Annotated in this window: 24 protein-coding genes; 10 read left to right on the plus strand and 14 right to left on the minus strand. The window is 67.0% G+C overall.

The window, feature by feature from the left end; all coding sequences use genetic code 11:
• The first annotated feature begins 242 nt into the window (after window positions 1-242).
• On the plus strand, window positions 243-1,046 hold the full coding sequence (locus P9A17_RS27625; protein WP_278041960.1) for a PaaI family thioesterase: 804 nt from the start codon (window positions 243-245) through the stop codon (window positions 1,044-1,046).
• A gap of 82 nt (window positions 1,047-1,128) precedes the next feature.
• Here the strand turns inward: P9A17_RS27625 and P9A17_RS27630 are convergent, their stop codons facing one another.
• The 3 genes from P9A17_RS27630 to P9A17_RS27640 all read right to left on the minus strand — a co-directional run bounded on the left by P9A17_RS27630 (window position 1,129) and on the right by P9A17_RS27640 (window position 3,046).
• A complete protein-coding gene (locus tag P9A17_RS27630; protein ID WP_278041961.1) occupies window positions 1,129-1,671 on the minus strand; it encodes a DNA starvation/stationary phase protection protein in 543 nt (180 codons plus the stop codon).
• A 79-nt stretch (window positions 1,672-1,750) separates the two neighbouring features.
• A complete protein-coding gene (locus P9A17_RS27635) occupies window positions 1,751-2,662 on the minus strand; it encodes a DNA-3-methyladenine glycosylase 2 family protein (RefSeq protein WP_278041962.1) in 912 nt (303 codons plus the stop codon).
• Window positions 2,663-2,671: 9 nt separating this feature from the next.
• Window positions 2,672-3,046 carry a DUF427 domain-containing protein gene (locus P9A17_RS27640; RefSeq protein WP_278041963.1) on the minus strand — a complete coding sequence of 125 codons (375 nt, stop codon included), beginning with the start codon at window positions 3,044-3,046 and terminating at the stop codon, window positions 2,672-2,674.
• Between the two features lie 132 nt (window positions 3,047-3,178).
• Between P9A17_RS27640 and P9A17_RS27645 the strand changes: the two genes are divergently transcribed.
• Window positions 3,179-4,780: a hypothetical protein gene (locus P9A17_RS27645; RefSeq protein WP_278041964.1), complete on the plus strand. Its 1,602-nt coding sequence runs from the start codon at window positions 3,179-3,181 to the stop codon at window positions 4,778-4,780.
• Here P9A17_RS27645 and P9A17_RS27650 read toward each other — a convergent pair.
• Genes P9A17_RS27650 through P9A17_RS27670 form a run of 5 tightly spaced genes read right to left on the minus strand, consistent with a single transcriptional unit; the run spans window position 4,746 to window position 8,970 of the window.
• On the minus strand, window positions 4,746-6,128 hold the full coding sequence (locus P9A17_RS27650; protein ID WP_278041965.1) for an FAD-dependent oxidoreductase: 1,383 nt from the start codon (window positions 6,126-6,128) through the stop codon (window positions 4,746-4,748). The two genes, P9A17_RS27645 and P9A17_RS27650, sit on opposite strands and share 35 nt — an antisense overlap.
• Before the next feature lie 9 nt (window positions 6,129-6,137).
• Entirely contained in the window at window positions 6,138-6,947 is an 810-nt protein-coding gene (locus tag P9A17_RS27655; RefSeq protein WP_278042045.1) for a class I SAM-dependent methyltransferase, read from the minus strand.
• 22 nt (window positions 6,948-6,969) lie between these two features.
• Window positions 6,970-7,983: an NAD-dependent epimerase/dehydratase family protein gene (locus P9A17_RS27660; RefSeq protein ID WP_278041966.1), complete on the minus strand. Its 1,014-nt coding sequence runs from the start codon at window positions 7,981-7,983 to the stop codon at window positions 6,970-6,972.
• Window positions 7,980-8,486 (minus strand): nuclear transport factor 2 family protein, encoded by a 507-nt coding sequence (locus P9A17_RS27665; RefSeq protein ID WP_278041967.1) that lies wholly within the window; start codon window positions 8,484-8,486, stop codon window positions 7,980-7,982. Before P9A17_RS27665 ends, P9A17_RS27660 begins: the two co-directional genes overlap by 4 nt.
• Before the next feature lie 58 nt (window positions 8,487-8,544).
• The gene (locus tag P9A17_RS27670; RefSeq protein ID WP_278041968.1) at window positions 8,545-8,970 is read right to left on the minus strand and encodes a hypothetical protein; all 426 of its coding nucleotides are present in this window, start codon (window positions 8,968-8,970) and stop codon (window positions 8,545-8,547) included.
• A gap of 68 nt (window positions 8,971-9,038) precedes the next feature.
• On the opposite strand from P9A17_RS27670, the gene msrB reads away from it, so the two are divergent.
• Both msrB and msrA read left to right on the plus strand, forming a co-directional pair.
• Window positions 9,039-9,506 (plus strand): peptide-methionine (R)-S-oxide reductase MsrB, encoded by a 468-nt coding sequence (gene msrB / locus P9A17_RS27675; RefSeq protein ID WP_278041969.1) that lies wholly within the window; start codon window positions 9,039-9,041, stop codon window positions 9,504-9,506.
• On the plus strand, window positions 9,503-10,018 hold the full coding sequence (gene msrA, locus P9A17_RS27680) for a peptide-methionine (S)-S-oxide reductase MsrA (RefSeq protein ID WP_278041970.1): 516 nt from the start codon (window positions 9,503-9,505) through the stop codon (window positions 10,016-10,018). Before msrB ends, msrA begins: the two co-directional genes overlap by 4 nt.
• On the opposite strand, the gene P9A17_RS27685 is transcribed toward msrA, so the two are convergent.
• Window positions 10,002-11,342, minus strand: coding sequence for a cytochrome P450 (locus P9A17_RS27685; protein WP_278041971.1), 1,341 nt, complete (start codon window positions 11,340-11,342; stop codon window positions 10,002-10,004). The two genes, msrA and P9A17_RS27685, sit on opposite strands and share 17 nt — an antisense overlap.
• A gap of 56 nt (window positions 11,343-11,398) precedes the next feature.
• On the opposite strand from P9A17_RS27685, the gene P9A17_RS27690 reads away from it, so the two are divergent.
• Window positions 11,399-11,959 carry a TetR/AcrR family transcriptional regulator gene (locus P9A17_RS27690; protein ID WP_278041972.1) on the plus strand — a complete coding sequence of 187 codons (561 nt, stop codon included), beginning with the start codon at window positions 11,399-11,401 and terminating at the stop codon, window positions 11,957-11,959.
• Between the two features lie 7 nt (window positions 11,960-11,966).
• Here the strand turns inward: P9A17_RS27690 and P9A17_RS27695 are convergent, their stop codons facing one another.
• On the minus strand, window positions 11,967-12,536 hold the full coding sequence (locus tag P9A17_RS27695; RefSeq protein ID WP_278041973.1) for a TetR family transcriptional regulator: 570 nt from the start codon (window positions 12,534-12,536) through the stop codon (window positions 11,967-11,969).
• Between the two features lie 75 nt (window positions 12,537-12,611).
• On the opposite strand from P9A17_RS27695, the gene P9A17_RS27700 reads away from it, so the two are divergent.
• The gene (locus tag P9A17_RS27700; RefSeq protein ID WP_278041974.1) at window positions 12,612-13,271 is read left to right on the plus strand and encodes a class I SAM-dependent methyltransferase; all 660 of its coding nucleotides are present in this window, start codon (window positions 12,612-12,614) and stop codon (window positions 13,269-13,271) included.
• Here P9A17_RS27700 and P9A17_RS27705 read toward each other — a convergent pair.
• From P9A17_RS27705 to P9A17_RS27720, 4 genes are all read right to left on the minus strand, one after another.
• Window positions 13,268-14,332 carry a prenyltransferase gene (locus P9A17_RS27705; protein ID WP_278041975.1) on the minus strand — a complete coding sequence of 355 codons (1,065 nt, stop codon included), beginning with the start codon at window positions 14,330-14,332 and terminating at the stop codon, window positions 13,268-13,270. The genes P9A17_RS27700 and P9A17_RS27705 overlap by 4 nt on opposite strands.
• Window positions 14,325-15,050: a class I SAM-dependent methyltransferase gene (locus P9A17_RS27710; protein WP_278041976.1), complete on the minus strand. Its 726-nt coding sequence runs from the start codon at window positions 15,048-15,050 to the stop codon at window positions 14,325-14,327. Before P9A17_RS27710 ends, P9A17_RS27705 begins: the two co-directional genes overlap by 8 nt.
• A complete protein-coding gene (locus tag P9A17_RS27715) occupies window positions 15,044-16,279 on the minus strand; it encodes a glycosyltransferase family 4 protein (protein WP_278041977.1) in 1,236 nt (411 codons plus the stop codon). The genes P9A17_RS27710 and P9A17_RS27715 overlap by 7 nt, the downstream gene beginning before the upstream one ends.
• A 184-nt stretch (window positions 16,280-16,463) precedes the next feature.
• Window positions 16,464-16,919, minus strand: coding sequence for a PPOX class F420-dependent oxidoreductase (locus P9A17_RS27720; RefSeq protein WP_278041978.1), 456 nt, complete (start codon window positions 16,917-16,919; stop codon window positions 16,464-16,466).
• A 48-nt stretch (window positions 16,920-16,967) separates the two neighbouring features.
• Here P9A17_RS27720 and P9A17_RS27725 point away from each other — a divergent pair, with 48 nt between their 5' ends.
• Genes P9A17_RS27725 through P9A17_RS27740 form a run of 4 tightly spaced genes read left to right on the plus strand, consistent with a single transcriptional unit; the run spans window position 16,968 to window position 20,605 of the window.
• Window positions 16,968-17,264 carry a DUF222 domain-containing protein gene (locus tag P9A17_RS27725; RefSeq protein ID WP_278041979.1) on the plus strand — a complete coding sequence of 99 codons (297 nt, stop codon included), beginning with the start codon at window positions 16,968-16,970 and terminating at the stop codon, window positions 17,262-17,264.
• 33 nt (window positions 17,265-17,297) lie between these two features.
• Window positions 17,298-18,581 carry an MFS transporter gene (locus tag P9A17_RS27730; protein ID WP_278041980.1) on the plus strand — a complete coding sequence of 428 codons (1,284 nt, stop codon included), beginning with the start codon at window positions 17,298-17,300 and terminating at the stop codon, window positions 18,579-18,581.
• Window positions 18,554-19,180, plus strand: a complete 627-nt coding sequence (locus tag P9A17_RS27735; RefSeq protein ID WP_278041981.1) for an FMN-binding negative transcriptional regulator — start codon at window positions 18,554-18,556, stop codon at window positions 19,178-19,180. The genes P9A17_RS27730 and P9A17_RS27735 overlap by 28 nt, the downstream gene beginning before the upstream one ends.
• Before the next feature lie 30 nt (window positions 19,181-19,210).
• Window positions 19,211-20,605, plus strand: a complete 1,395-nt coding sequence (locus P9A17_RS27740) for an acyl-CoA dehydrogenase family protein (RefSeq protein WP_278041982.1) — start codon at window positions 19,211-19,213, stop codon at window positions 20,603-20,605.

Raw genomic sequence — 20,605 nt, forward strand, 5'->3', positions numbered from 1 at the left:
CTTTTAGCCCCTGTAGTGCACGGACGACTTCCAGCTGATTTGCGCAAAGCCTTTCCGGATTCTTAGAGAAGGTCTATGGGCTGTCCCGGTGCCCCGGCAAACTCCCGGCGGCATCGCCCCGTGCGCCTTCATCGCTGCCGGCACGTCGTAAACATGCTGTGCACCAAGATGTTTGCGTCGCAGTGTCGCAGCGGCCGACCCGGCCGGAAGCACCGGAATCATCGCCGTGGGAAGCTGCAGAGGTGCCGTACCCGCTGAACACCCCGCTGGGCCGCTTCGGGCTGGAGACCCTCGAGGAGGGCCGCGAGCGCTGCGTGGCGACCATTCCCGCCGCCGGCTTGCTCAATCCACTCACCGGCCTGTCGGCGATCGCTCCGTTGGCGATGCTTGTCGACCACATCGGTGGCCTGATCAACCACGCCCGCAGGGCAGAGAACGAGTGGACAGTGTCGAGCGAGCTGTCGCTGGAGGTGGCGCCGGATGCTCTCGACGCCGTCGCCGCGTCGTCAGGCGTCCCTGTCCTCGGCACCGCCCGGCCGCTCGGCCGCAAAGGTATCGCCGCTCTCGGACTGTGCGAACTCAGCGTCGACGACGACGTCATCGCGACGGCCACGGTGCGTTCGTTTTACATCACCCTGCCCTCAACCCTGGCGTCGTGGCCGGAGGGGCCCGGCGGATCGCTGCCCGGCACTCGACTCGACGAGTTGATGGCCGTTCACGTCGGCGAAACCGGCGGCGCGGCAACGGCATTGGTTCAACAGGACGATCCGGTGTTGAACAACAGCGTCGGCGCGGTACATGGCGGCGTGTCGTCGATGGGACTGGAGTTGGCCGGGTCCGCTGCCCTGAACAGAGGCGTGCCAGAGGATCCGTACCGTACGGCGTCGCTGCGCGTGAATTTCTTGCGGCCGTTCCACGGTGGCGGTGAAGCGCACTACCGGGCCAAACCGATCCACGTCGGACGCAGCAGCGGCGTCGCCGAGGCCGAAGCCGTCGGCAGCGATGGGCGAACCGCACTACTGGCCCGCCTCACCGCCTACCGCTGACCGGCGTTCATCCCGGAAACCGCCGAGGAGCTCGCCGACCACCCGGTTGGGGACGACGCGCTCCCCGGCGGAAGCCGAGGACTTACTTCTTGGCCTTCGAGGCGGCAGCCTTTTCGGTGCTTGCCCCCTCGTTGGCGAGTTCGCCGCCGGAGTTCTCCAGGTGAGCTCGGACGAACCACTGGAACTTCTCCAGCTCGCCCGCGTGCTCGATCAGCATGTCCTGGGACACCAGGTCGAGCTCTTCGAGGCGTTCGATGCTCTTCCGGGTGTCTTCGATGACTCCGACGTAGACGAGATCCAACGCGGCCAGGTGGGCCAGCACGGTGTCCCGGTTGACCGAGTAGTCGTCCCAGGTGCGGTCGTTGATGATGGCGCCGGGGGTCCCCTTCGGTGAGGTACCCAGCGCGGCGATCCGCTCGGCGACCTCGTCGGCGTACCCACGCACCAGCTCCACCTGCGGGTCGATCATCTCGTGAACGCCAATGAAGTTGGGCCCCACGACATTCCAGTGGACATGCTTGAGGGTGAGGTGCAGGTCGTTGTACCTGCTGAGCGCCTTTTGCAGCAGCTCTGCGACTTCGAGCCCTTGCTTGTCGGAAAGGCCCGGAACGGTAAACGCAGTCATTACTAGCTCCTTCGCACGATCGACTGTCCTGCGCCGTGTACCCGGGTGCTTGGCGAGGTAATCACGCGTGACGCCGAGGTCACAGATCGGCCAGCTTAGGTATGGAAAGCCTTGGTCCGAAGCGGGGATTCACCGTCATGCCACTGACTTCCAGCAGGCGGACGACACGGTACCGATGGGGCCGCACCGGCTCCAGTAGCTCCACCATCTGTGGGTCGTCGATCGGATGGCCCAACAGTGTCCAGCCCACGATCTTGGCCAGGTGGTAGTCGCCGACCGACAGCGCATCCGCATCGCCGAAAGCGCGCTGGGCAACTTCGGCGGCCGTCCAGATGCCGACTCCGGGGAGGGACATCATCGCCTCCCGCGCGGCTTCTGCGGGCCGGTCCACCAACCGTTCCAGCGCATCCGCGCGCTGGACGCAGCCGACGATGGTGCGGGCCCGGCCCGGGTCGACATTGGCGCGGTGGAACTCCCACGACGGGATCCGCCGCCACGCGTCGGCGGTCGGAGGCAGGCGCAGATGCGCCGGCGCCGGGCCCGGTGCCGGGGCGCCGTATTTGGTGACCAGCTTGCGCCACGCTCCGAAAGCGTCCTTGCCGACGACACGCTGTTCGAGGATTGCGGGCACCAGCGCCTCGACGACGCGCCCGGTGCGGCCCAGCCTCAGGTGCGGCGCCTTCCGGAAGGCGGCGGCCACGGTCGGGTGCTCGGGTGCAAAGCCGGTCACGTCGTCGTCGGCACCCAACTGGGCAGGAAGAGTCTCGGTGAACTCGGCCGCGCCGGGGCCCCACGCTTCGCAGTCGACGCTGTCACGGCCGCCGCGGCTGATGCGCGCGGTCACGGGCCCGGTCCGCATCAGGCTGGTGCGCCAGATCGAACCGTCGGCGGCGACGTGGTAGCAGGGGTCACCTCGACCGCGACGCAGCGGCGACAACGTGAGCCCCGGGCTTGCCGGCCCGGCGAACACGACGCTGACCGTACTGCGCATCAGACCAGACTAGGTGCCCACTCCGACATCAGCCTTGTCCGCATAAAAGGCGACATGTCCGGCGATCGCAGCGACGGCCGGGTAGGGCTGCCGGTAGGTCCAGATCGCATCGGCGATGGTGTCACCATTGACGACGATGTCGAAGTAGGAGGCGTCGCCCTTGTACGGGCAGTACGACGTGGTGTCGCTGGGGCGCAGCAGCTCGTCCGTGATATCGGCCAGCGGAATGTATTGCACTGCTGGGTAATTGGATTCCTGCAGGGTGAGTGCGCCGTCCGATTCGGCGACGATTTCGCCTTTGACGCGCACCACGACGTGTGCGCCGGTCAGGGTGACGGTGATCGGATGTGACGCGGTGGGCTCAAGAACGGGTCGATCGGTCATGAAACCATTCAACGCCTAAGCGTCTGACACAATTTCTTTCTTTGCACAAAAGCCTCACGGTTCAGTTCACGCAAACCTCGGCGACCCGGTGCCGCGTCGGCCTACGTTATGGACACCGGGACGGGGGGCGTTATGGCAGATCGCATTTCGGCATGGCTGGGCGCGGGAATATTAACGGCCGGGGTATCCGCGGCAACCCTGGCGGGCGCGGGCATCGCCTCTGCCGACGAGGGGGTGTCGGCGGAGCGGGCACAGACGACCAAATCGTCGGCCGCCACCGAGAGGGCGGCGCGCGCCGACGACGACCCCGAAACCAGCGATCCGGTCGACAAGCCCGATGCCGGCGTGACCGACGCTGACGAGACCGAAGCCGAGCCGGGTTCCGAGAACCGGGACGCCGACGAAGAAGCCGTTGCCGTCGAAGAGGTTGCCGTCGATGAAGAGGAAGAAGAAGAGGTCGCGGTCACCGAAGACGAAGAGGTGGCGGCGGACGAGGCTCCGGTCGAGGAGCCCTCTGTCGTGAAGCCCTCCCTCGTGGCTGCCGTGCTCACCGAGACCGAGCCGCCCACATCGACGACGGAGTTGGCCACCGCGTCAGCACCCAGGCCCACGTTGCTCAACGTCGTCGGCTCGTTCTTCTGGGGCGCGTTCGACCTGTTGACGAAGGTCGTCGACGGTCCCCCTTCGGTACCGCCGGGCAGCACGCTGACGGCGGGCCGGTCCCGGCTGGATATCGACTGCGGCGACGGCTACACCGCCGACGCGGACTGGTATTTCCCCAGCGAGGCGGAACCCGACAGGTTCATCTACTTCCAGCACGGCTTCCCTGCCCGTGCCGGCTTCTACAACGTGACGCTGCAGCAACTCGCCGTCCGCAACAACGCGATCGTCGTCGCGCCGTCGATCACGAGCAACATCTTCGCCTGCGACGCCTGCGCGGCCAGCGGTGAACCGATGCACGCCGCGGTGGCGCGGCTGTTCGAGGGAGACCGCGCGGCTCTGCTCGCCAGTGCCAGAGCGGCCGGATACGAGGGGACGCTTCCCGAGGACTTCGTGTTCGCAGGCCAGTCCGCGGGGGCGTCGCTGGCCATCGCGGCAGCGGGCTATTACTACGAGGCGGCATCCGAGGACGACAAATCCGACATGGTCGGCGTGCTCCTGTACGAAGTCTCCGCGATCGGCGGCGCGAAGGAGGGGAATGCCCTGACCAACGGCCTGGAGAAGTTGCCCGACACACTCCCGGTACTGACCATCGCGGCCGAACCCAACATGTTGAACTCCAAGAACAACGCCAACGCGGTGTTCCTCGAGGAGAGGCCGGACCAGTTCAACGGCGTGCAGCTGGTCGGGGGCGCGCATTCGGACGCCTTCCAGAGCAACATCCTGTTCGGGATTCCGCAGCTCATCGTCAACGTGTTCTTCGGGGCGTCGACGCCGGCGAACACCGAGGCGGTGCACGTACTCACGTCGGGCTGGCTGGTCGACATGTACGCCCATCGGGTTTACAACCCGGCGACGCGCACCGGGATCTACGGCGAACCCGGCGGTCCTGGCGAGGTCGAGATCGACATCCCCACCACGAAGGGCGTCGCCACCGCTCGCGTGCTGCCGATTCAGGCACCAGCCCCGAACGGCTTCGACCAGGTGCTCAATTTCTTCTTCGGCCTGCTCAACGCCAACTACTACGCCCGCTGCGTCGTCAGTGAGGACGCCCGGCAATCTTGTCCGCTATGACGGCGATCGGCGATGTCCTCTTGGTGCCGCGCGCCTCGTGCCAGTCGGCGGCCTTGTAGGCGACGTACATGCCGCGGACGCCGATCCAGCGCAACGGTTCGGGCTCCCAGCTCTTGGATTGATGGCCGACCCAGGGCAGCCGGGTCAGCGCCGACTCGCGCTTGAGGACGAGATCGGTCAGGGTGCGCCCCGCGAGGTTGGTCGCGGTGACACCGTGGCCGACGTACCCTCCGGCCCAGCCCAGTCCGGTCGCCTCGTCGAAATCGACGGTCGCCTCCCAGTCGCGCGGCACGGCAAGGACCCCGCACCAACCGTGGGCGATCGGCACCTGACCCACCTGCGGCAGGATCGTGTGCAGCGTGGCGGTCAGGTTCCTGATGGTGCGTTCCGGTACCCGCCCGTCGCGGTCGGTGCGGCTTCCGAAGCGGTAGGGGACGCTGCGGCCGCCGATGGCGATGCGGTTGTCGACGGTGCGCTGCGCGTAGAAGAAGCCGTGCGCGGTGTCGCCGAGCGTCTCGCGTCCGTCCCACCCGATGTCGGCCCAGATGTCTTCGGGGATGGGGTCGGTGGCGATCATCGAGCTGTTCATCGGCAGCCAGCGGCGTTTGAGGCCGGGAAGTGCCGCGGTGAATCCCTCGGTCGCCCGCAGGACCACGGGTGCGCTCACCGTGCCCCAGGGTGTCGTCGCGCGACCGCCCGTGATGTCGGTGACGGGTGTCCGTTCGTAGATGACGACGCCGAGATTTTCGACGGCATCGGCGAGGCCGCGCGCCAACTGCGCCGGCTGGATCCGCGCGCAGTGCGGATTGTGGTAGGCCGCCACGACACCGTCGAGTGCAATGCGCTGCGCGGCTTCATCTTTGGTGAGCCATTCGACGCCGTCGACCTGCCAGCTCCGTTCGGCTTGCATGGCAGCGGCGAGTCGCTTGGCCTGCGCGGCGTTGCGGGCGACCTCCAGCGTGCCGCCTTTGACGATGCCGGCGTCGATGCCCTCGCGGGCCGCGACGTCGATGACCTCGTCGACGGAGTCGTTGAGTTCGCGCTGCCACGCCACCACGCCGTCGCGGCCGTACTGGCGCCCCATGCGTTCGCGGTCGCCGGGGACCAGTCCGGACAGCCAACCGCCGTTGCGACCCGAGGCTCCGTAGCCGGCGAACCGCGCTTCGAGCACCACGATGCGCAACGACGGGTCGGCGCGCTTGAGGTAGTACGCGGTCCACAGCCCGGTGTAGCCGGCCCCGACGATGCAGACGTCGGCGTCGCGGCTTCCCGGCAGCGGGCCGCGACTGATCGGCATTCCGTCGAACCAGTGAGACACGTGGCCGTTCACCGGCGATCGAGTGAGCACCTGATGAGCCTAGCCGTAGGCGTAGCGGTGGAACTGTGACATGGTCCGCAGCCCGGGGACGCGATTCATCACCGCACCCATCGCCCGGTAGATGCCGGGAACCGCGGCGAAGGCGTCAGATTCGAAAACTGGAACCCATTGCAGGAGACGGGTTCCCGGGACGTTGTCGAGGATGTCGCCTGGCCCGTCGATCGCCCAGTGCAGGGTCGAGCCCGACCGGCGGACGACGGAGTTGGTCCACTGGGCTTTGATGCCCAGCCAGTTGAACGCGTCGAACTGCAATTCGCCCGACGGGAATCGGCCGACCACCCGCCGCAGCAGGGCCAGCCCGTCGGCTTTGGTGAGATACATCGTCAGCCCTTCCCCGATCAGCAGGGCGGGTCGGTCGTCGGGGATCTCGGAAAGCCACGCCGGGTCGGTGGCCGACGCCGCGATCACATGGTTTCCCGGCGTCTTCGGGTAGAAACGTCGCCGCAGGGCGATCACCTCGGGGTAGTCGATGTCGTACCAGTCGACGCCGTCGCCGGGCTGGATACGGAAGTACCGGCTGTCGAGACCGCACCCAGCGTGAAGCACCACGGCGTTCCTGTTCGCTGCGAGGAATTCCTTTGTCCACGAATCGAAATGGGCCGACCGGATGGTGACCGACGGGGCGGTGCGCCGGGTGATCGTGGTGGCCGACCAGTCGTAGTCGATCTGTGCGACGATGTCGCGGGCCCAGGTGTCGTTCAGCAACGAATCGGGCTCGTCGGCGTCGAGCGCCTTCGCGTAAAGCGTGGCGAGCATGGTCTGCGGGGCGCCGTGCAGGTCGACGCGCAGTTTGTCGCTCACCCCTTCGACGCTAGTCCTTGCGCGCCTTCTTGGCGTCTCGCAGACTCACCCAGAATTTCGCGGCGTCGGCGATCGCTTCCTCGACAGGCCTTGGGTTCCAACCGAGTTCACGCTTGGCCTTGCTGCAGTCCACCGGCGCTTCGGCTCGCATCAGGCGCAGCGAGCCCAGCGAGAGCCGTTCGTCGGTGCCCTTGAGTTTGGCTTTCGCGCTGCCCAGACCGGCCATGGCGTAGGACAGGGCGAGCGGGATCGTCTTCGTCGGGGCGGGCACCCCGGCGGCGTCGGCGGCGCTCCGCACGACGTCGGCGTTGGAGATCATCCGTTCGGAGATCAGATACCGCTCGCCGACGGTGCCCTTCTCCGCGGCCAGGATCATCGCCTGCGCCGCGTCGTCGATCCCGACGGCTTCCAGCTCGATGCCGCCCATGACGAACGGCAGCTTGCCGAACGCTGCGCCCGCGATGATCGCGCCGTGCGGCGTGCGGCCCCAGTCGCGGCCGCCGTACGTCGTCGACACACACATCGCGACGGCGGGCAGGCCCTTGTCGCGGGCGTAGGTGAGGACGAGGTTCTCGGCCTGCACCCGCGACCGGACGTACGGCGTCAACCCGCGATCGACGATGGCGTCGGCCTCGGTGGCGACGCGACCTCGCTTGCGCCCGACGGTGACGTAGCTGCTGGTGAACACGAACTTCCGGAGTCCGGCGGCGATCTCGGCCTCGACCGCGACGTCGAGGACGTTGCGGGTGCCCTCGACATTGGTGCGGAACAGCGGCGCCGGGTCGCGCAGCCAGCCGCGGGTGTCGACGACGCAGTAGTACACGACATCGCAGCCCGTCATGGCTTCGCGCAGGACAGCGCTGTTCCAGATGTCGCCGACGTAGCGGGTCACCTCCAGGTCGTCGATGCCGATGGTGGTGGCGCCGTCGCGCACCATGACACGGACATCCTCGCCGGAGTCGACGAGCTGCCGGGTGACGTGGCTGCCGAGATATCCGTTCGCCCCGATGACAAGAGAGGTCATGTGCGCGCCCCGTACTTGGCCATCCACTCGGCCGCTTCGTCGGGCAGTGTGCCGAGTTCTTCGGCCTTCTTGCACCACTTGACCGTCGCCTTCACGAACCGCAACGGGTTGTAGATGTCTTCCTGCTGCTTCCATTTTCCGTCGCCGGCGTAGGTGACGATCGAGATGTTGGTGGCGCTGATGATCGTGCCGTCGCCGGGGTCGCGCATCGGGTTGTCGAGCTCGCAGATGACGCGCCCGGTGCCCTCGTCGATGACGCTCCAGAGCGACGGGAACGACGTCATGTAGCTGCCGGGAAAGGTCTCCATGGTCTGCCAGATCCAGGGCCGCACCTGTTCGCGACCCCGCATCGTTCCTGCGGCGTGCTCGATGTAGAGAATGTCGTCGCTGTACTGGTCAACCCAGGGATCCCAGTCGCGGGTCTGCGCCGCGCGGTCGACCGTCTTCTCGAATTCCGCGAACGCCTCGGCGAGCTCGTCGCGACTGAAAGTGTTGCCCGTCACAGCTCAAAATAGAACACGTTCTAGCGCCCTTTGTCGAGGGCGGGTCGAGCGCCTGGGGTCACGTCAGGCTCAGTACCTGCCGGTCGCCGAGCGGGTAATGCAGCGGGACGTCGAGACCGCCCGACAGCGCGATCATGATGCAGGCGCGGTCGACGGCGGTGGGCACCGTTCCCGTCTTCAGATCGACGACGACCTGGTCCTCGGTCTCCGACGTCTCCACCGTGACGCCGTAGCAGTCCGGGGTGCCGATCGTGAAGTGCAGACGGACCGCGCGGTCCCCGGGAAGCCGGCTCCATGCCTGGGGTCGCGTCGGGTAGGCGTCGACGACGGCGGGGTCGTCGACGAACATCGTCGCCGGCGTGCCCGGCGGAGTTTCGGGGACCGGGACGGGCGGTGACGGTTGGGCGGCCGCAGGCCCGGCAATACCTACCGAGATACCCACCGACACCGCGCAGAGGGCCGCAAAGACCGCTGGCACACGCATGTGAAAAGCCTACTGACAGGGGCCAGCAGCGGGATTAAAACCGCAGTACAGGAGGTTATAGAAGCGCTATGACACGCACATACAACAAGAATCCCACCGCAGTGAACGCACTGTCTCCCGAGCAGTACCACGTGACTCAGGAGAACGGCACCGAGCGGCCCTTCACCGGCGAATACTGGGACAACCACGAGCCGGGTATCTACGTCGACGTCGTCTCGGGCGAGCCGCTGTTCGCCTCGGTCGACAAGTTCGAGAGCGGTTCGGGGTGGCCGAGTTTCACTCGACCGATCGACGCTGCGAACGTGCTGGAGAAGCGCGATCTCTCGCACCTGATGATCCGCACCGAGGTGCGCTCCTCGCACGGCGACAGCCATCTTGGGCATGTCTTCAAAGACGGCCCGCGCGACCAGGGCGGCCTGCGCTACTGCATCAACTCGGCGTCGTTGCGGTTCGTCCACCTCGACGACCTCGAAGCGCAGGGTTACGGGCAGTACCGTGAGTTATTCGAGAAGGCGACCGAGAAGGAGCAAGCGTGAGCGACAACAAGCGAGCCGTCCTGGCCGGTGGCTGCTTCTGGGGCATGCAGGATCTGATCCGCAAGCAGCCCGGCGTGGTGTCCACGCGGGTGGGCTACACCGGCGGCGATAACGATCACCCCACGTATCGCAACCATCCGGGTCACGCCGAGGCGATCGAGATCGTCTACGACCCGGCGCAGACCGATTACCGTGCGCTGCTGGAGTTCTTCTTCCAGATCCACGATCCGACGACGAAAAACCGGCAGGGCAACGACGTCGGGACGAGCTACCGCTCTGAGATCTTCTACGTCGACGATGACCAGCGTCAGGTCGCGCTGGACACCATCGCCGATGTGGACGCGTCGGGTTTGTGGCCCGGCAAGGTGGTCACCGCGGTCAGTCCGGCTCCCGATTTCTGGGAGGCCGAGCCTGAGCACCAGGACTACCTGGAGCGCTACCCGAGCGGGTACACGTGCCACTTCCCGCGCGCGGGCTGGAAGCTGCCGAAGCGCGCTAGCGCCGGCGCATGATGACGCGGCCGCCGTCTGCCGGGGTGTAGGCCACTCCACGTGAGTGCATCTTCTCCCCCGGCGCGGTGGTCGTGTCGATCGTGAACTGACGCAACACCGTTCGGAGTACGACGTCCATTTCGACGTTCGCGAAGGCGGCCCCGACGCAGCGCCGGGTTCCCCCGCCGAACGGGATGTGCGAGAAGTTTGTCGGCCGCTGGCCGACGAAGCGCTGCGGGTCGAAGCGGTCGGGGTCGGCGAACTCCTGTTCGCGGTGATGCACCTGGTTGATCGCGACGACGATCGAATACCCCTGCGGGATAACCCATTCGCCGAGTTCGAAGGTGGGCGCGTAGACGTGCCGGCCGGCGAAGTCGATGACGGTGCGCGACCGCTGGATCTCCAGGATGGCCGCCTGCCGGTACTCGTTGCCGTCGGTGTCCGCCTCCGCTACCAGCTTGGCCAGCACCTCGGGGTGGCGGCTGATGCGCTCGAATGCCCAGCCCAGCGTCGCTCCCGTCGTTTCGTGGCCGGCGGCCAGCAAGGTCAGGAGTTCGTCGCCGATGTCCTGCCGCGACATCGTTGAGCCGTCTTCGTAGGTGCTGCGCAGCAGCAGGGCGAGCACGTCGTCGCGGTTTTCGAAGTTCGGATCCGCTTGGACGGCGTCGATCAGACGGCCGATCACCTCGTCGTAGTGACGACGGTAGGTCGCGAGCCGGCCCCACGGACTGAACCGCCCGTACGTCCGCTGCGGTGTGGGCAGTACCGCCAGCCGCGAGCCGAGGGTGACCCACGGCGGGATGATCCGCCGCAGCTCGTCGAGGTGGGCGCCGTCGGCGCCGAACACCGCACGCAGGATCGAGTTGAGCGTGATCCGCATCATCGGTTCGAGGGTCTCGAACGGGTCGCCCTGCGGCCAGTCCGCCATTTCCCGCAGCGTCTCCTCTTCGAAGATCCGCTCGTAGTTCTTGATGCTCTTGCCGTGGAACGGCGGCGTCAGGAGCTTGCGCCTGCGGCGATGGCCGGAGCCGTCGAGCGCGAACACCGAGCCAGGACCCAGCACGCGCGACAGGTTGGGCTGGATGTTGCCGACGTCGTCGGTGTTGGCCATGAAGAGCTGTTTGGCCAGTGCCGGGTCGCACACCATGATGGTCGGGCCAAAGACGGGCAGGCTCATCGCGAAGACGTCGCCGTGACGCCGCGCGATTTGGGCGACGGTCCACTTCCGCGAGACCGAGAACCCCACGGCCTGCAGGACGCGGGGGATCCTCGGGACAGGTGGGAGCCGCACGGCCCCTGTCGGGGCGTCGGGGCGTTGCTTGGTACTGCTATGTACCGCTGTCATGTCCGGTACGGTACCGGTTGGTACCAAAGCCGCGCAAGGGTCGGGAGGTGGATTCTGTGACAGCCGACCGGCTGCTCGACGGACTCGCAGCCTCGATCGCCGAGCGCGGGTATCGCGAGACGACCGTCGCCGATGTCGTGCGGCATGCCCGCACGTCCAAGCGCACGTTCTACGAGCAGTTCGGTAGCAAGGAGGAAAGCCTCATCGAGCTCCTGCGCCGCAACAACGTCGATCTGATCGCCTCGATCACCGAGACCGTCGATCCGGACGCCGAGTGGGATGTCCAGATCCGCCAGGCCGTCGGCGCCTACGTCGACCACATCAGTGCCAGGCCCGCGATCACGCTGTGCTGGATCCGGGAAGCGCCGGCACTCGGGGCGGTGGCCCGTCCACTGCATCGCCAGGTGATGCGCGATCTGACCGACATGCTCGTCGCGCTGACGAGCAGTGCTGGCTTCCGTCGCGCACACCTCGAGCCCATCGCTGCGCCGATCGCGCTGATCCTGCTCGGCGGATTACGGGAATTGACAGCACTTTTCGTCGAGGACGACCGCGACATGCATGGCATCGCCGATCCTGCGGTGGCTGCTGCGACGGCTCTGCTCGGTCCGCGCTGAACAGAGGTCAGCGCAGCATCAACCGCGCCGACTTCTCCAGCTTGGCCGCGATCTCCTGATAGGACGCGTAACCCATACCGGCGCGCACCAGCGCACCCGAGTACAGCATTTCGAGCGCATCGATCACCTCGGCATCCGTGCCGGGCTCGAGCGCCTCGGCCAACCGATCCCTGATGTCGAGCCCGATGCGCTGCCGCAGCACCTCCACGTCGGGATCCTTGCCGATCAGCGCCGTCGTCACCGCGCCGGCGAACTCGGGTTCGTCGGCGACGAGCAGCGAGATGTGCGCGAGCACCTCGGTCACCCGGGTCGCCTGATCCCCCGACGCATGCTCGACATGGGGAGACGCGGACAGCCGCCGCCAGAACACCTCGGCCACGAGGTGTTCTTTGGAGGAGAAGTACGTGTAGGCCGTCGCGGCCCCGACACCCGCTTGGGCGGCGACGCGCCGCACCGTCAGACCCGCGAAGCCGTCCCGCCTGAGCAGATCGAGAGCCGCCCGACCGAGACGGTCGACGGTGTCGGCCTGTCTGGCCGTCAGGCGACGCCGAGTCGACTCCAGAGTCGGATCGGACACATGTCCGGACGCTACTACAACACATCGGGAACCACTAGGGTCCCGGCTGCGCCAGCAACGGTAAGTTGGTGCGCCATGGACGACACACCGGGCCAGCACACCCAGGCCCTGCCGCCTGCCGCGGCGACCCTGTTCGAACTCGCCGAGCGGGTCATCGGTTTCATGCCCGCCGACGAAGGGCGAACGCTCTACGACACCGCGGTGCGGTACCTCGGCGACGGAGTCGGTGTCGAGATCGGCACATACTGCGGACGGTCGACCGTCATGCTCGGCGCTGCCGCACAGCAGACCGGTGGCCTCATCTACACCGTCGACCACCATCACGGTTCCGAGGAGCATCAGGTCGGATGGGAGTACCACGACTCGTCGATGGTCGACCCTGTCACCGGGTTGTTCGACACGCTGCCCACATTCCGCCACACGCTGGACGCCGCCGGTCTCGACGACCATGTTGTCGCGATCGTCGGGCGCTCCCCGGTGGTCGCCCGGGGATGGCGAACTCCGTTGCGGCTCTTGTTCATCGACGGCGGACACTCCGAGGAAGCGGCCAATCGCGACTACGACGGCTGGGCCCACCGGGTCGAGGTCGGCGGTGCGCTGATCATCCACGACGTGTTTCCGGATCCGGCTGACGGTGGTCGGCCCCCGTACCTGATCTACCGGCGCGCGCTGGACAGCGGCGACTTCCGCGAGGTTCTGGCCACGGGCTCGATGCGCGTCCTGGAGCGCGTCTAGAGTTCGCTGGTCGCGCACTCGCAATCGTATTCGCCCTCAAGGCCTCTCGGCAGGTCGGTGGCGCGGAAGATACCGCTTCCCGGCGTCGTCGACGTCAGCGCATCGGCGGCCAGGATCGCGGCGGCTCCGGTCCACGTGGTTCGTTCCACGGGCCAGCGCTTGCCGTCGTCGTACACCAGGCCGGTCCAGTAGGAGCCGTCCTCCTCGCGGAGGTGATGCATCGCGGCGAACTGCTCGTGAGCGCGTGTCCGCTGCCCGATCGCGTCCAAAGCCATGACCAGTTCACAGGTTTCGGCGCCCGTAACCCACGGCCGGTCGTCCACACAGCGGATTCCGAGGCCGGGGACGACGAAGTCGTCCCAGCGATCGTCGATGCGGGCCCGCGCCTGCGGGCCACGCAACGCACCGCCGAGAATCGGGTAGTACCACTCCATCGCCCAGCGTTCTTTGGTCACGAACGCATCGGGGTGGTGCACGATGGCGTGACCGAGACGGCCGACGGCGACCTCCCATTCGGGCTGTGGGTCCTCGACGTAGTCGGCGAGTGCCAGTGCGCACCGGATGCTGTGGTGGATGCTGGCACAACCCGTCAGCAGCGCCTCGTCGGCGTCACCGCCCTGGCCTCGGGCCCAGCCGATTTCGCCCGTGCTGGACTGCAATTCGAGGACGAAGTTGATGGCCTTGACCACGACGGGCCACATCACGTCGGCGAAACTGCGGTCGCCAGTGACGAGCAGATGGTGCCAGACACCGGTGGCGATGTAGGCACAGAAGTTGGTGTCGCTGTTGGCGTCCTCGACGATGCCGTTGCGCAGCTGGATCGGCCAGGTCCCGTCGGGCCGTTGCATCGTGCGTGACCACTCGAAAGCCGCGCGGGCGGGCTCGAGCAGGCCCGCCGCCGTCAGCGCCATCGCATTCTCGATGTGGTCCCACGGATCGGTGTGGCCACCGTCCGACCACGGAATCGCACCGCTGGACTCTTGAGTCGCGGCAATGGATTCGGCTGTCTGCCGACACTGGGCCGGCGTGAACACACCCGGCACGCCGGGGATGTCATCCATCAGTGGCAGCAGGCTTTCTGAAGTAGAGCGCCACGCTCTTGCCGATCAGCGGGTTGAGTGCAGCCTCTGCGGTACGTGTCAGCCACGGCCGGCTCATCATGTCCCAGACCAGCAGCTTGTGATACGCCGTCACCGCGGGATGGTCGTTCTTCTCGGTTCCTACAGCGCATTTGAGCCACCAGTACGGCGCGTGCAGTGCGTGAGCATGCTCGGAGTGGGTCAGCTCCAGACCGTGCGCCAGCACCTTGTCGCGCAATTCGTCGGCCCGATAGATGCGGATGTGTCCACCCTCGTTGGCGTGGTACTCGTCCGACAGCGCCCAGCAGATCCGCTCGGGCAGCCAGCGCGGCACGGTGATCGCCAGCGCACCACCGGGTTTGAGCACCCGGACCAGTTCCGAGATCGCCTGCTCATCGGCGGGCACGTGCTCGAGGATCTCGGAGGCGATGACGCAGTCGAAGGTGCCGTCGGCGTACGGCAGGTCCAGTGCGTCGCCCTTGACGGCTTCGCCCTTCGCCGACGCCGGCGCCTCGCCCTGTTCCTTCATCGCCTGCAGGATCTCGTCGACATCGTTGAGGTCGGAGACACTCTGGTCGAATCCGATGACGTCGGCGCCGCGCCGGAAGGCCTCGAACGTGTGGCGTCCTGCACCGCAGCCGACGTCGATCACCTTCGTTCCGGCGCCCACACCCAAGCGGTCGTAGTCCACGGTCAGCACGTCGCGACCCTTTCACATGCTCTCTCGTACACCGCGACGGTCTGCGCGGCGACGGATTCCCAACTGAATACTTCGACGGCGCGGCGGCGACCGTTGTCACCGAGCCTGCGCAATTCCCTTGGCGAGTCCAGCAGTTCACCCAGCACGGAGGTCAGCTCACCCACGTCTGCGGGTTTCACCAGCCGTGCGCACTCGCCGTCCGCGCCGACGACCTCGGGCAGTGCCCCGGCCCTACTGGCGACGATCGGGGTGCCGCTGGCCATGGCTTCCACCGCGGGCAGCGAGAAGCCCTCGTAAAGCGAAGGGATGCAAGCGACTTCGGCCGACGACAGCAGGTTGGCGAGTTCGGAGTCGGAAAGCCCACTGGAGATGTGCACGATGTCGGAGATGCCGAGTTCTGCGATCAGTTTCTCCGTCGGCCCGTTGGGCTCGAGCTTCGCGACGAGCTGCAGTTCGAGGTCGCGCTCGACGCGCAGCCGCGCGACGGCGTGCAGAAGATGGCTGACACCCTTGAGCGGTACGTCGGCGCTGGCGATCGCGATGATGCGGTTGCGCACCCGATGCTCCGAAGGCTGGAACAGCTGGGTGTCCACCCCGAGCGGTACGACGTTGAGCTGGTCGGGGCTGACGGCGAAATCCTCGGCGATGTCGGCCGCCGATGTCGACGACACGGTGACCAGTTCCGGGATCTTCCTCGCCACGTCCTTCTGCATCTCAGCAAACCCGTACCAGCGGCGCACGAGGGGCTTGCGCCACCACTTCGCCGCTGCCACCTCGAGCACCCGGTCCCTGGTGATGGGGTGATGCACGGTGGCCACGACGGGCAGGCCGGACGCGGCGATGTCGAGCAGGCCGGTGCCGAGGCACTGGTTGTCGTGGACGACGTCGAAGTCGTCGCGGCGTTCGGCCAGCAGACGCGCCGCGCGCATGCTGAACGTCTTGGGTTCGGGGAAGCCGGCCGTCCAGGTGGTCAGCAGCTCTTCGAGATCGATACTGGTTTTGATCTCGGTGGGCCGCGGGATTCGGAACGGGTCTGGCTCGCGGTACAGATCGAGGCTCGGCACCTCGGTCAGGCGTACCCGGGGGTCGAGAAGCTCCGGGTAGGGCGGGCCGGAGAAGACCTCGACGTCGTGGCCGAGTTCGACCAGGCCTGAGCTCAGGCGCCGGACGTACACCCCTTGGCCACCGCAGTGGGTCTTGCTTCGATACGACAGAAGAGCGATGCGCATAGTCAGCTCACGAATCCTGGAGAGCGGCCTTGAGCTGGCCGAATTGTGTGGAGCAAGAAATCCGAACCCTCCTGGACATGTGTCCAGACTATAGTTTGACGTGCTAGCTGACGCAATGTGTCCGCTTGCTCTGACTACCACAACCGGGGCCGATCTTCCTGTTCGGCCTCGTCGGGGGCCCTCGCTACGCGGGCGGAAAGCCGCCCGTCGCGACCGGTCCCCACCGCTGCGGGGTGACCCTGATGAGGCACTTGCGCTGATCGAGCATGGCCTGCCGGTACTCGTCCCAATTGGGGTGTTCGCCGGCGACCGACCTGAAGTATTCGACCAGCGGTTCGACCGCGTCCGGCAGATCCACGACCTCGGCGTGGCCGTCGATCTGGACGTACGGACCGTCGAACTCGTCGGACAGCACCATGACGCTGGCGCGCGGCCGCCGCCGGATGTTGGCGGTCTTGGCGCGCTGCGGATAGGTCGCGACGACGATGCGGCCGTCGGCATCCACCCCACCGGTCACCGGGGAGCTCTGCAGCGACTCCCCCGCGCGGAAGGTGGTCAGCACCATCCGGTGCCGAGGACGGACGAAGTCGAGGAGTTCGGGCAAGGTGACGGAATCCGCGGTGGCGAACTTTCGGGCCATGCGCTCAAGCGTATCGACGTGTCAGACCCCACTCGTACGCTGTCGAACATGAGTTCGAAGAAAGAAGTGACGGCGGCACTCTCCGCCGTGGATCACGCGCTCCGGGCAGTCTCCACACTGCCGTTTCAGACCCTGCCACCTCCCGATCAGCGAGCCCTGCTGGTGGCCCTCGACGACGTCGCCAAGCAGTTGGCCGTCACGCAGCGCCGGCTGCTCGGGCGGATGGTCGCGGGGCCGCCGCCCGTCGAGTTCGCGGGCGCCCCGTGGGCCGAGGTTCTCGCCCGGCGACTGCGCATCTCGACGGGAGAGGCGCAACGCCGGATCGCGGAGGCACGCGCTGGTTAGACTCCTGAGCACTCGCTCAGCGCAAGGAGTGTCATGGAGAAGTTCGACAGCGCGGCGCTATCGGAGTGGCGGCGCTACGGCCCGGTGCCGATCGCCGCCGGCCTCGGCTACTCGATGGGCGTCATCCACGTCTATTCGCTGGGCGCGTTCATGCAGCCACTACAGGATGCCTTCGGCTGGAGCCGCGCGGAGACGTCGGTGGGGCTGACCATCGTCGGCATGGCGGCCGCCGTCGCGGCGCTGCCGATCGGGCTGATGGTCGACCGCCTGGGCCCACGCAGGGTCGGCATCGTCGGTGCGATTCTGATGGCACTCGCCTTCGGCCTGTTGGGGACCGCGACAGGGTCGATGGCGAACTGGATTCTGCTGTGGGCGGTGCTGGCGTTCGCATGCTTCTGGGTGCAGACCACCGTCTGGACCTCGGCGGTGGCGAGCCGGTTCGAGACATCCCGCGGGCTGGCATTCGCGGTGACGCTGTCCGGCGGATCGCTTGCCGCCGCGGTGTTCCCGCCCTTGGCCACGATGTTCATCGGCGAATGGGGTTGGCGCGGCGCATTCTTCGGGCTCGCCGGGATATGGGGCGGCCTGGTCGTGGTCGCCGTGTGCCTCTTCTTCCGCGGCGCCCAGGATGACAAAGTGCCCGCGCCGGCTTCCGACGCGCCGGCCGAGCCTCAGGCAGAGTTGCCGGGTGTCACGCTCGCCGAGGGCCTCCGGTCGGCCACGTTCTACAAGCTGCTGGTCGCGGCGGGACTGTTCGCCTTCACGACGCTAGGGGTGGTGGTGCACCTCGTCCCGATCCTGCGCGACGCGGGCACCGACCCGCTGGCGGCCGCGGGTACGGCGGCGCTGGTCGGCATCTTCTCCATCGTCGGCAGGTTAGGCGTCGGCCTACTGCTCGATCGTTTCCCCGGGAGAGTCGTCGGCGCCTGCGCCTACCTGGTGCCGATCCTCGGCTGCGCAGCGCTGCTGATCGACGGCAGCAGCCCCGTCAGTCAGACCGTTGCCGCGGCGCTGTTCGGTCTCACGCTCGGCGCCGAAGTCGACGTGATCGCCTACCTGGCGTCGCGCTACTTCGGACTCAAGAACTTCGGCGGCCTGTTCGGCGGTCTGGTGGCGGCGCTGTCGCTGGGCACGGCGTTCGGGCCCCTCGCCGCAGGGGCCACCTCCGACATCTTCGGCGGCTACACGAACTTCCTGATCCTGACGATGGTCCTGATGGGCATCAGCAGCCTCGCGCTCGCCAGCCTCAAAGCTCCACCCGACTGGACCAGTTCTACGCTCGACACACCATGTACATCCCGCCCAAGTTCGCACTGACCGACGCCGAGATCGGCGCCGCGCTGGAACGCGGCGGCTTCGCCCACCTCGTCACCCACCAGGCAGACGGCCTGCTCGTGACTCCGCTGCCTCTGCTCTACGACGCGGACCGCCACTCACTGGTCGGACACGTCGCACGCGCGAACCCGCACTGGCAGGCCGTCGGTGGAGCCACCGTCGCGATCTTCTCCGGACCACACGGCTACATCTCGCCGTCGTTCTACGCCACCAAGCGCGAAACGGGAAAGGTGGTGCCGACGTGGAACTACGACGTGCTCACCGTCCACGGCGAGCTGATGGCGCACGACGACGCCGAGTGGTTGCGTGATCTCGTCGGCAAGCTGACCGAACGTCACGAGCGGGACCGCGCCGATCCGTGGCAGGTCTCCGACGCACCCGAGTCCTACGTCGCCGGACAGCTGAAGGGCATCGTCGGGGTGGAGCTGAGCATCAGCAGGATCGAGGGCAAATCCAAGATGTCGCAGAACCAGCCCGACCGGAATCGCAGCGGCGTCGTCGCCGGGCTTCGCGAGTCTTCGGATCCGGCCGATCACGCCGTGGCTGAGCGGGTAGCCCACCACGGAACTGGGTACCAGTGAACATGTGTGCACTCAACTCGGTGTTTTCTCATGACCTTCGACATCACCCCGACGGCCGCCCAGCACGACCTCGCCCGGCGCGCGCACGAGTTCGCTGAAGAGGTCATCCGTCCTGTCGCCGCCGATTACGACCAGCGGCAGGAGTTCCCCTGGCCCGTGCTGGAGGAAGCGGCCAATCGCGGGTTCTACAGCCCGCTGTTCTACCGGGACCTGATCGGTGATCCGACGGGCCTGTCTCTGCCGATGTTCATGGAGGAGCTCTTCTGGGGGTGTGCCGGCATCGGCCTGGCCGTGGTGATGCCCGCCCTGGCCTTGTCTGCCATCGGTCAGGCCGCCTCGCCGGAGCAGATGCTGCAGTGGGCGCCGGAGTGCTTCGGCACTCCCGGGGATCTCAAGCTTGCCGCGCTGGCAATCTCGGAGCCGGAGGGCGGCAGCGATGTGCGCAATCTGCGGACCACTGCGGTCCGCGACGGCTCCGGACCGGATGCCGACTGGATCATCGACGGCCACAAGATGTGGATCGGCAACGGCGGCATCGCCAACGTCCACGTCGTCAACGCCGTCGTCGACCAGGAGCTCGGACACAAAGGGCAGGCGCTCTTCGTCGTTCCGGGTGGAACTCCAGGACTGGACATGGTGCGCAAGCTCGACAAGCTCGGTTGCCGTGCGTCGCACACGGCCGAGCTGAAGTTCACGTCGGTCCGGGTGCCCGCGGAGAACCTCCTCGGCGGGCAGGAGAAGCTCGATCACAAGCTGGCCCGCGCCCGAGAGGCGGTCGAGGGAGCCAAGCACTCCGGTTCGGCCACCCTCGGAACGTTCGAGCAGACCCGGCCGATGGTCGCGGCGCAGGCTCTCGGGATCGCCCGCGCCGCTTTGGAATACGTCACCGAGTACGCGAACAGGCGCGAGGCATTCGGCGGCCCCATCATCGACAACCAGGGAATCTCGTTCCCGCTGGCCGACATCGCGACCGGTCTCGACGCCGCACGACTGCTGACGTGGCGCGCCTCCTGGATGGCCGCCACGGGGGTGCCGTTCGAGCGGGGCGAGGGCTCGATGTCGAAGCTTGCCGCGAGCGAGCTCGCGGTGAAGGCCACCGAGCGTGCCGTCCAGACCATGGGTGGCTACGGCTATGTCAAGGATCATCCGGTCGAGAAGTGGTACCGAGATGCCAAGCTGTACACCATCTTCGAAGGCACCAGCGAGATTCAGCGGATGGTGATCGCCAACGCACTCGGCGCCGCGGACGGCAAGCCACCGTTGCACGTCGATTTGGAACCCACTGGCGGGCCCATCAACCGGATGTTCGGCCGCGGCACCCCGGTGCGCACCCAGGTCGGCAGCACCGCGCTGTCGATGAAGGACCGGGTTCCCGGGCCCATCATGCAGATGGCGATGAAAGTCCTTCGGCCACCGCGTAAGTGA

Origin of the sequence: Mycobacterium sp. 236(2023) (assembly GCF_029623955.1) — a bacterium.
In the GTDB taxonomy this organism is placed as follows: Bacteria; Actinomycetota; Actinomycetes; order Mycobacteriales; family Mycobacteriaceae; genus Mycobacterium.